Source organism: Novipirellula artificiosorum, assembly GCF_007860135.1.
GTDB classification, from domain to species: Bacteria; Planctomycetota; Planctomycetia; order Pirellulales; family Pirellulaceae; genus Novipirellula_A; species Novipirellula_A artificiosorum.
In genome coordinates, this window is the sequence record NZ_SJPV01000003.1 from 470673 (window position 1) to 479643 (window position 8971).

The 8971-nt window shown below is 54.7% G+C and carries 7 protein-coding genes; all 7 read right to left on the reverse strand.

The features are described from left to right. Positions 1 to 95: 95 nt before the first annotated feature. Positions 96 to 2306, reverse strand: a complete 2211-nt coding sequence (locus Poly41_RS11610) for a sulfatase-like hydrolase/transferase (protein WP_146526327.1) — start codon at positions 2304 to 2306, stop codon at positions 96 to 98. Between the two features lie 277 nt (positions 2307 to 2583). Next, positions 2584 to 4098: a sulfatase-like hydrolase/transferase gene (locus Poly41_RS11615; protein ID WP_146526328.1), complete on the reverse strand. Its 1515-nt coding sequence runs from the start codon at positions 4096 to 4098 to the stop codon at positions 2584 to 2586. Positions 4099 to 4262: 164 nt separating this feature from the next. Next, complete coding sequence (locus Poly41_RS11620) at positions 4263 to 5021, reverse strand: class II aldolase/adducin family protein (protein WP_146526329.1); 759 nt, start codon at positions 5019 to 5021, stop codon at positions 4263 to 4265. A 415-nt stretch (positions 5022 to 5436) separates the two neighbouring features. Further along, entirely contained in the window at positions 5437 to 6132 is a 696-nt protein-coding gene (locus Poly41_RS11625) for a Gfo/Idh/MocA family oxidoreductase (protein ID WP_231615604.1), read from the reverse strand. After that, entirely contained in the window at positions 6114 to 6320 is a 207-nt protein-coding gene (locus Poly41_RS11630; RefSeq protein ID WP_146526330.1) for a twin-arginine translocation signal domain-containing protein, read from the reverse strand. The genes Poly41_RS11625 and Poly41_RS11630 overlap by 19 nt, the downstream gene beginning before the upstream one ends. Positions 6321 to 6569: 249 nt before the next feature. Next, positions 6570 to 8036 (reverse strand): PQQ-binding-like beta-propeller repeat protein, encoded by a 1467-nt coding sequence (locus Poly41_RS11635; protein WP_197231235.1) that lies wholly within the window; start codon positions 8034 to 8036, stop codon positions 6570 to 6572. A 117-nt stretch (positions 8037 to 8153) separates the two neighbouring features. Beyond that, on the reverse strand, positions 8154 to 8720 hold the full coding sequence (locus tag Poly41_RS11640; RefSeq protein WP_146526332.1) for a hypothetical protein: 567 nt from the start codon (positions 8718 to 8720) through the stop codon (positions 8154 to 8156). Positions 8721 to 8971: the final 251 nt, after the last annotated feature.

Here is an 8971-nt window from a genome sequence, read left to right on the forward strand (position 1 = left end):
TTCTGCCCTGCCATGCCATGCCTAAGAAAACCGCCAGCCTGGATAGGATCACCCACCAATTCCGTGGAAGAGCCTCATTTAATGCTGACGGTCCACTAGCGTCTTTTTGCCGACACCCTTTCGTCTGGCGTGATGTAGCCATCTCCGTTTTTATCGAAGTTTGCGAAGTGCCGACGATGGATCGCCAGGTACTCCTCGCGGGTGAGATGCCCATTCTTGTCTTTGTCAGCCCCTTCGAATGAGGCGTGCGCATGCTCATCGGGCGTTAGCACGCCGTCGCTGTTTCTGTCCTTACGTTCAAACCCCGTGTAGAAGGGTGCCAGGTACTCCTCGATACTGATTTTTCCATCGGCGTTGGTGTCGACCTGACTGAACTTTTCGGATTCCGCGGCCGAGCGTGGTTCGTTTGTTTCCGTCGACTGCACACTTGTGCCTATCGCCCCCGACTCCATCGCATCGGCTGCGTAGGATGGTTTGTCGCCAGCTACTTTCGGATAGCTGACCAGAAAGTTGTTTTCATCGATCAGATTGATGAAGTAATGAGTCGTCCCTTCCGGCAATGTCGCGGTGACGGTGCCCTGCGAACTCACACTCGCCAAAGTGCGAAGCCACTCTTCGTCGCGGTCGCCGCCATGGGTCGTATAGATCAGGTCGGCGCGGACAACCTTCGCCCCATTCTCTTTGTAGGTCAACTCCGCTGTCTTGCCGCTGCGGGTCAGTGACAGCACGGTCGGGACGTTTTGCTGGTGAGGCAACGGTCCGGAACAATCCGGATTGTAGTAGGGGTAGGTCGTGTTCATCCCATCGAGAATATCAGTCAACTTCTGAGCCAACTGCTGCGTTTTTTCCGGCATCGATTCCGCGAGGTTCTTGGACTCTTCGATATCGGCCCGCTTCGAAACCCCGTCGACCGTCTCGTAAAGGCGATACAGTTCGAGTTCAGGGGTCTCCGGATTGTTGACATGGTCGTAGTTGCGGACCAGCTTGTAGTCGCCGCTGCGGATCGTGCTCTCGAGGGCTACGCCAACGGGGAAGTGCCAGACCATGGTGTCGCGTACCGAGCCGTCTGCCTCGGTCACCCGTGAAGGATCGGTTGGGTCGCTCAGCAACAGGGGAGTCAGATCGCAGCCGTCAAAACGTTTGTGGCTTGGCTTTTCGACGCCTACCATGGACAAAATGGTGGGATAGAAATCGAGGCCGTTTGCCATCACATCGGTCTGGACACCCGCAGGAATACCGGGGCCAGTGATAATGAGCGGCACTCGCGTGCCTCCTTCCATCGCCGAAATCTTGCCACGAAGCAGTGGCCGATTGTCGGTGAAACGTTCAGCCGGTGATCCTTCCATCCCACCGTTATCGGATGAGAAAATCAGGTAGGTGTTTTCGCTCAGATTGTGCCCTGGCCAGCGTGGGTCTTCGGTTTGATCCAGGTAATCGAATACTTGACCGACGTAGTAATCCAATTCCTGGACCATTGCGGCATAGAAGGGATTCAGCTGACCCGGTGTTTCCTTTTTGGGTGTGTTGGTCGGATCGGTTCCCAGCAAGTTCACGTACTTCTGCAGGTGTGCTTCGGATCGTGTATGGATTGGCGCATGCACCAACCAGGTAGCATAGTAGAGGAAGAAAGGTTTGTCTTTGTTCTGCTTCAAAAACGTCAGCGCGTCTTCGTTGGTCTGGTGATAAGGATACCCCTTGGCGTCGAGTCGGTAGGGATCGTCAGCAGCATCCGTCGCAAATCCGCTCAAGCGGTCGGACATCGCATGACGCGATCCCCGGTCACATCGGGTGTAGTCAAAGCCAAAGGGCACGCGGTTGGCATCTGCTCGTTCGCCTCCTTTGGACATATGCCATTTACCCGAGTGACCGGTCACATAACCATTCTGCTGCAGCAGTTTCGGCAGCGTCAGTTCATCGGGTGGAAGACCAAAACGCTGCCAGGGAGCAATCACCCGGGACGCCTGATTCAGCGGAACCGGTGGTGTACCGCCACGGACACTTGTTTTTTGAGCCCGCGCCGCGTGGATGCCACTCATGATGGCACACCGCGATGAGGCACAAACTGGCGTCGGCGAATAGCCTTGCCAAAACATGACACCCTTCTTCGCTAGGGCGTCGATGTTCGGTGTTTCCATCGGCGACGGTTCGTCGATGTCGTAGCACTTCACATCCTGCCAACCAAGGTCATCCGTCAATAGCAGCACGATGTTGGGCTTGCGAGGACGATCATCTGCCGAACAGGTGACGATGATTGAAGTTGACGAAACGATTGTCGCGATGAAAATCACGAGAGGTATTTTGCTCATAGAGTATCCGTCGCAAAGGGTTTGATCATAGGGAATCGGTGTGTTGTTTCGTTTTCGGCCGCGTGTTTCCAAAGGCGGAGTGACGGAACAAGATCGGGTCACGAAGATTCAAGTTCCTGGATCCGCTTCTTCTTTTCTATCGCCACACCGGCGGCTAACGCCTTGCCGCTCACCCTTGGACATCCAACCGTTTTCTCTCGCACGATGCTTAGGAAATCGATTTTCGCCCTGTCAGGCCACTTCGTCTGAATCGATTTTGGCACCACGATGCAGATCGTCACTCCTCTGGCTCGGGAGCGTCCATGGGTTGGCCAGTGAACCGATAAGGATCGTCATGGAGTCGCATCTGAGTCAGCAGTTGCTGCTCCATCTCTTCGAGCTTACGAGCGTGTTTCGGATCGTCGGCCAAGTTAACTTGGTGCGGACCGGGGTTCGTTCCCGTCATCGCGGTGACCTTTGGGTCGTGATGCTGGATCAATAACTCGTTCGGGTTTTCGGCAAGGTTAAACAGCTGCGTCTGACTCACTCCTTCGTCAGCCGATTCGTATCGAATCAGCTTCCAGTCGCCTTGCTTCACACATCGCATCCCTGGCTTTTTTCCACCGCAGTAGCCGCCATAAAGGACATTGCGGACAACGTTCTTCTCTCCCATCAGGACAGGCTTGAAGCTGTTGCCTTCGCACGTTTCCGGTCGTTCGACTCCCGCGAGAGCGCAGAGTGTGGCCAACACATCCAGCAGATAGATATTACCGTCAACTCGCGACCCGGGCTTGATGCCAGGGCCTTTGGCTATGAACGGAACTCGCCACGTATGCTGGTAGAGATTCTGTTTTCCCTGCAGACCGTGACGACCAATCGCCATGCCGTGATCGGCGGTGTAGATAATGTAGGTGTTGTCCAACTCACCCATCGCTTCGAGTTTTTCTAACACCTTGCTGATTTGGATGTCGATGTTCTCGCTACATGCGTACTCACGTCCCAATTCGTTGCGGATCGTGCGCTCATCCCGGTTCTTCCAGACCCCGCTGACGTTCACCTCGTCTCGGACGTTCATGTCTGTATTGTCGAACGGGTGAGCGGGTAAGTAATTGACTGGCAAAGGCGGCTGCTTTGCGTTCGCAGGCGGCAGCCGGTTCTTGTCTCCGTGGTTGACTGCACCGTACTTGGCCAACAGTTCCGGTTTTCCCATCCGGGTGTCGTGCGGGTGCGAGAATCCGAAGTAGATCAAGAACGGATCACGGTCATCGGACGCCTCGCGTTGCTGCAAATACTCGAGGACTTGTGCAGCGTGCCAGGCACTACCGGTTTCGTCGGTTTCACCGCGTTTGGTCGCGTCACGCACGGTCGTAAATTGACGGTTTGCTGCCGCGTAGCTGTTGCCACGCTTGCAAGTTCGCATCGTGTCGTAGCCCGCTTCGTTGAAGACTGCGGCCATCGTATGGCTGGCTAGCTCTGTCGGGACGAACTTTGGATCCGCCGACAACGGATTTCGTCCGGGTTTCGTTTTGTCTGGAATGTGCCAGAGCGTGCGTCCCGACATAATCATGTGACGAGATGGAGTGCAGACACCGCCACACCAAGCCCCCATCTGATAGGCACCATCGAACACCATCCCCGCGGCAGCCAGTCGATCAAGGGTCGGGGTATCCAAGGCCGATTTCGGATCATAGACCTTCAGATCGAAGGGCGACTGATCGTCCGCGATAATGAACAGAATATTGGGGCGGTCCGCGCCCCTCGCGAATGCAGTCGTCGCGAGACACAGGTAGAAGAGAATCGACAACGGTTTCATGGTGTTACCTTAAGTAGCGTCCCTTGTTTTTTCGTAGGCTAGCACCACTCATGGCACGCGGAGGAGTCGCCGGGACAAGTCGCTGGCTACGATTCCTCGCGGTTCAAATTGGTCAACGGAGTGGCATTTTCCATGGTGAGGACAAGCGACGTCGTAATGAGTCTTTAGAGTTTCAAGGCGCGCTGTCGATAGTGTTCGTCGATACGATTGGCAATGCGGTCAACATCTTCCGCTGACATGAAGACGGGACCTCCCATGGCTGCGGCACCGACAAAAATTTCCGCCGACTTGTGTGCCATCAGCATTGCGACTTTGACGGCACCAGGCGTCTTGCCCAGCGTGATGATGCCGTGATTGGCTAGCAAGATGACTCGCGGCGGCGCGCCCCTCTTTTCGATGAACGCTTTCGTCTTGTCACGAATCGTTTGCGACAGTTTCAGGCCAGGATCGGTGTAGGGAACCAACACCGACTCAGCACCGCAGCATACGATTTCATCCGGAAAGAGTTTTTGGGTCGCAAACTTCTCGGCTAGCGGTGAACACAAAACTTGATTGACGGGAATGCTGTGCGTGTGACCGACGAAGTTGATCTCCGGCAACGTCAAGAAATATGCGTGGAAGAGAGTTTCTACCGACGGTTTCTTTGAAGCGGAATCAACCCGGCAACCGAGTAGGTGATCTTCGATGTCTTGATCGCTGAGGTCGTCTTGGTCGAGCATCGGAAGCAGTTTGTCGAACCGGCACGCGACGACATCGTCTTCGCCGAGCGTTTGAAGGCAACTTCCGCTGGCTTTGACCAGGAACGTCTTGTCGTCGATCTTCGCCGACGTGTTGCCTTCCCCAAGAATGGCAAGATGCCGATGCTCTTCGCCAAGGAAATGGGAAAGGGAAAGCAGTTCGGAGCGGGTTTCGTCTTGGTTCATTGGATTGTCGTTTGAGTTCAACGTTGGGTGTGGGCCAGGTCATGGACTGGCACGGGGATGCATCCTTTAGACCAACGCATTTGCGTCTACTTCCCCTCGAAGTCTAACAGTATTTGACGTCGAATCGAGGGCAAAATGCGACATGGGCTTATTGATTTGCGACACCGCGAAGGAAGGTTGAAAACGATCGCGAAGCGCGAGAAAAGGGGCGCGAGGCGGTGCAGCGACCCTAAGTCTTGGAATCGAACGCCTTGAGCGCATCACTTGCACAAAACGCAATGCCCTTTTTTTGCAGTCCAGCCTCGGGGTATGACGGACTTCCCGTCCATCATTTCGGTCAGCAAATAACGGACGGGAAGTCCGCTCCACAAATTCGCGCGAAGCCACACATCAAGGTGTGACAGACCAGCAAGGCTCACATCTCAATCTCGTAGCCGCTGCGGTACGAACGCTTCAGGAAGCTGTTGGCTTCGTCATCCCCAAGGATTTGTTGCTGTACATCGTCCCATTTCAGGTCACGGCCCAATCGCGCCGAGATGCCGGCCAGGTGGCAAACGTTCAACATCTCCATGTGAGTGTGGACGTCGGAAATCGGCGTTTCTTGTTCGCGAACGCAATGAAGAAAGTTGCCCCAGTGGGCAGTGCGACTGCTGCCAGTTTCCAACGGAAGTCCCTTGTAGACCTTGGCCATCGCGTCCTCGGGCAAGGGATCATGCTGAAGATCCTCAACCGGCTTGCCCACGACCTTCTTTCGATTCACGAAGATGCGTCCTTTTTCGCCGGTGATCAGCACGCCATTATCCGTATCGTTCCTTATGATCATCTCCGCACCGCTCGGATACTCGACCTTGAACTGAAACTCAGTCGCTGTGTTGTAGCGATCGGTTTGAACTGGAAAACCACCTTTGAATTCGACCGGATGGCTCGCGGACCCACCGATCGACGTGGGGCCTTCGGCTTGCCCGTTTAGCTTTAATGCCCAGTTGCAAATGTCAACATGGTGTGCCCCCCAGTCGGTCAGTTTGCCGCCGCTGTACTCGTACCACCACCGGAATTCATAGTGGCAGTTCGACTTTCCGTTCTTGCCGCCGCTCATGTAGCGATAGTCCACCTTGGGTGCCGGGCCAAGCCAGCGATCCCACCGGCACCGATCACGCCAACGGTCATGCGATCGTTCTTCGACTTCGTTTCCTGGGCGAGCGTCCGCGTGCGCGAAAAGAAATAGGGAACGCTAGCCGCGGCCGACCCGGCAAGTGAAGTCTTCAGGAAATGACGTCGACTTTTCGCTTGGTTTTGCATTGTGTTTTCTCTTAAATCGTATGATTGAGGCTGTCAGCGGCAATTGTATTGTGATCCGATTCCGTGGCCCACGCAACGAGCGAGGCAGTCGCAACGGCTAACACTCGCCTAAAGGCGATGGCAGGATGGGATGCCATTCAAATTCGATTCGTCCCGATAAGTGCTTGGGTTTGGCAGCGGCCCTGCCAGATCGAGGAGTACCCTCCCGATTTACCCTATGATTGATCAAGGGCATTACAATACTCCTGGTCAAAAAGAGGCTTTCAGTGCGAACAGGTGTCTCTGCGTGGGGATGTAGATGGTCCCATCCTGCGCCATTGGAGTGATGGGGGATAATCGAAAGCGTGCGCGATGCAGCACTTCTTTCTTTGTTCCCGTCTTGAGAATCCACATCACTCGCTTTTCGGTGCTGATGTAGACGTTTTCCCCAATCACGACGGGGGAGGCGCACCAGGCACCGGATTCCATGTCGTGCTGCCAGTACAGTTCACCGCTGTCGGCGTCAAGGCAACTGAGGTTTCCGGAATAGTCGCTGATATAGACGAGCCCGTCCTTCACGCAGGGCTGTGCCGTGGTGCGAGCAACTTTATCGGATTCCCAGATCATTTTCCCGGTGGCTACATCAACACAGGATAGCATGCCCTGTCCGGGGCCGTGGTTGGGACTTTGCCCGATCGGAACGTAGACGCGTCCGTCCACGACGGTAGGAATGGCGATGATTTCGCTGGGCCCTTCCTGGCTGCGTTTGGAGTGATTGGAATAGGTTTGCAACTGGCCGTCTTTGATGCGGTACCGTTCGGGACAGCAGTCATACTGCCAGCGTTTTTTCAAGGTCTGCGGCTGGCCCGTTGTTGCGGTGACCGGTTCGAAGGCATAAAGGATCCCGTCTCCGCCGCCGAACAGCACCAGTGTTTCTCCATTCACTTCGGCTGCGACCGGAGAAGACCAATTGCAGTGGAACGTTCGACTGCTGATCCCCTCGTTTTCAACCGCAGCAAGCTGGCCGGTATCTTTATTGAGTACGATCAGGGCCGGAGCTTTCGGATTCACGATGAATTGGTGCTTGTTGTCCTGTCCGTTGGAAGTGCAGGCATAGAGGTAGTTGCCGACGAGCAGCGGGGAGCTTCCGCAGACATCGTGCGGAACGACCTTGTTCTCTTCGAGCATATTGTGGGCCCAGATAATATCTCCGTCGGTGGTTTGGATCTTTGTTTCGTCCGGAAGCTCCATGTAGGCGGCTTCTTCTTTGAACGGGCCGTCGTTTCCGTCGGCCTGTCCTTTGCGATCGAGGCATAAGATGTCTCCGCGGGGGCTGACAATGTAGAGCCGGCTTTCGTCGAGTGCCGGACGCGAACAAAGGCCGCAAGTCCAGCGATTGAAATGCGACGGGGCAATATCACCTTCTTCAAACCGCGGAATCACCATCTGCCAATCGAGAGCCCCTGTTTCCGGATTCCGACATTGCAAAAGACCGCCGCCGGTCGTTTTTTGTGCAGGGTGCTCAAGGAAATAATCGTTCATGCCGAGAAAGAGCTGGCCATTATCTAGGACAGGGGTAGTGTACTGGCGGGATGCCAACGTTAACTCCCAGAGTAGGTCGTTCTGCTCAAACGGCGCGGGAAGAGCGGATTTTGAAGGTTCGACCGCCTGGCTGATCAAGGCAGGGCAAGCGAAAGCAAAACAGTAAACGGAAAAGAGTATTGATCTGGATATCATGAGGGACCTTTCGGAGTTCCGGGTCATGCGGTGCGCATTACACTTTTGGCAAGTACGGCAGCGGAAGCACGTAACCGTTGCCGCTTTGATTGTGCTTCTCGGAGTTTCTTTGAATTTCTAGGCAAGCTCCTCGCCATACTCCCAACCTTTTCGAACAGGCTCTTTGACATAAGCGTTAAGAGAACTGACCGAGAAAGTCATCGAGGCAGGATCATAGATTACCCTTTTTCCGGAGCGGATGGCAATCGTTCCCAGCAAGACCATCTCAGTCAAAGGTGCTGCGCAATCGAAATTGGAGCCACACTTCGGGATGTCTCCACGGATTGCAGCCATAATCTCCTGCACAGGATTCCCAACGGCCCTTGGCGTCGTTGGTTCCAATGGACTGCAGCTAATCTCCTCCCAATGGTCAACAAGCCTCGGGTTATTGGGTCTCATGCCTGGCGAAACCATCGTGTTCTTGTCTCCGACCATCATGCAACCGCCTTTGGCCAATTCCGACTTCATTCCCGCAGAGTCAGAAAGAACACCTTCGGGAAGTTTTGGCATCCGGCCTCCTTCATACCAATAGATCTTCAGTGCAGGTCTGTTGTCGCTGGCGGGAAATTCATAGATATAAATTGCGGCGTCGCTACTCGGCTTCTTCTCGTCAAATTCGCTGCGAAAGTCCAAGGAGTCATGCATGTAGACCGCCGATGGATAACCGAGACCCATCGTGTAAACCGGAATGTCCAGGCATGGACCTCTTTGACCTCGCCAGTCAGGCCGGCGTCATACCAGTCCTTAATCAGACGCATCCCTTCAAAATTGGGTGTAACCGGCGTTGCGCCGGTCAACATGCGAGCTTTGGTGGAGTGTAGTGCTGAATCAGGTTTCGATTTGGGTGAGCTTGATCGATTTCGTATTGCATATGCCAGTCGATGAAGGTTCGCCAG

Coding starts and splice junctions, on each gene's coding strand:
- Poly41_RS11610 (WP_146526327.1), bottom strand. CDS start 2,306: ATGAGCAAAATACCTCTCGTGATTTTCATCGCGACAATCGTTTCGTCA.
- Poly41_RS11615 (WP_146526328.1), bottom strand. CDS start 4,098: ATGAAACCGTTGTCGATTCTCTTCTACCTGTGTCTCGCGACGACTGCA.
- Poly41_RS11620 (WP_146526329.1), bottom strand. CDS start 5,021: ATGAACCAAGACGAAACCCGCTCCGAACTGCTTTCCCTTTCCCATTTC.
- Poly41_RS11630 (WP_146526330.1), bottom strand. CDS start 6,320: ATGCAAAACCAAGCGAAAAGTCGACGTCATTTCCTGAAGACTTCACTT.
- Poly41_RS11635 (WP_197231235.1), bottom strand. CDS start 8,036: ATGATATCCAGATCAATACTCTTTTCCGTTTACTGTTTTGCTTTCGCT.
- Poly41_RS11640 (WP_146526332.1), bottom strand. CDS start 8,720: ATGCATGACTCCTTGGACTTTCGCAGCGAATTTGACGAGAAGAAGCCG.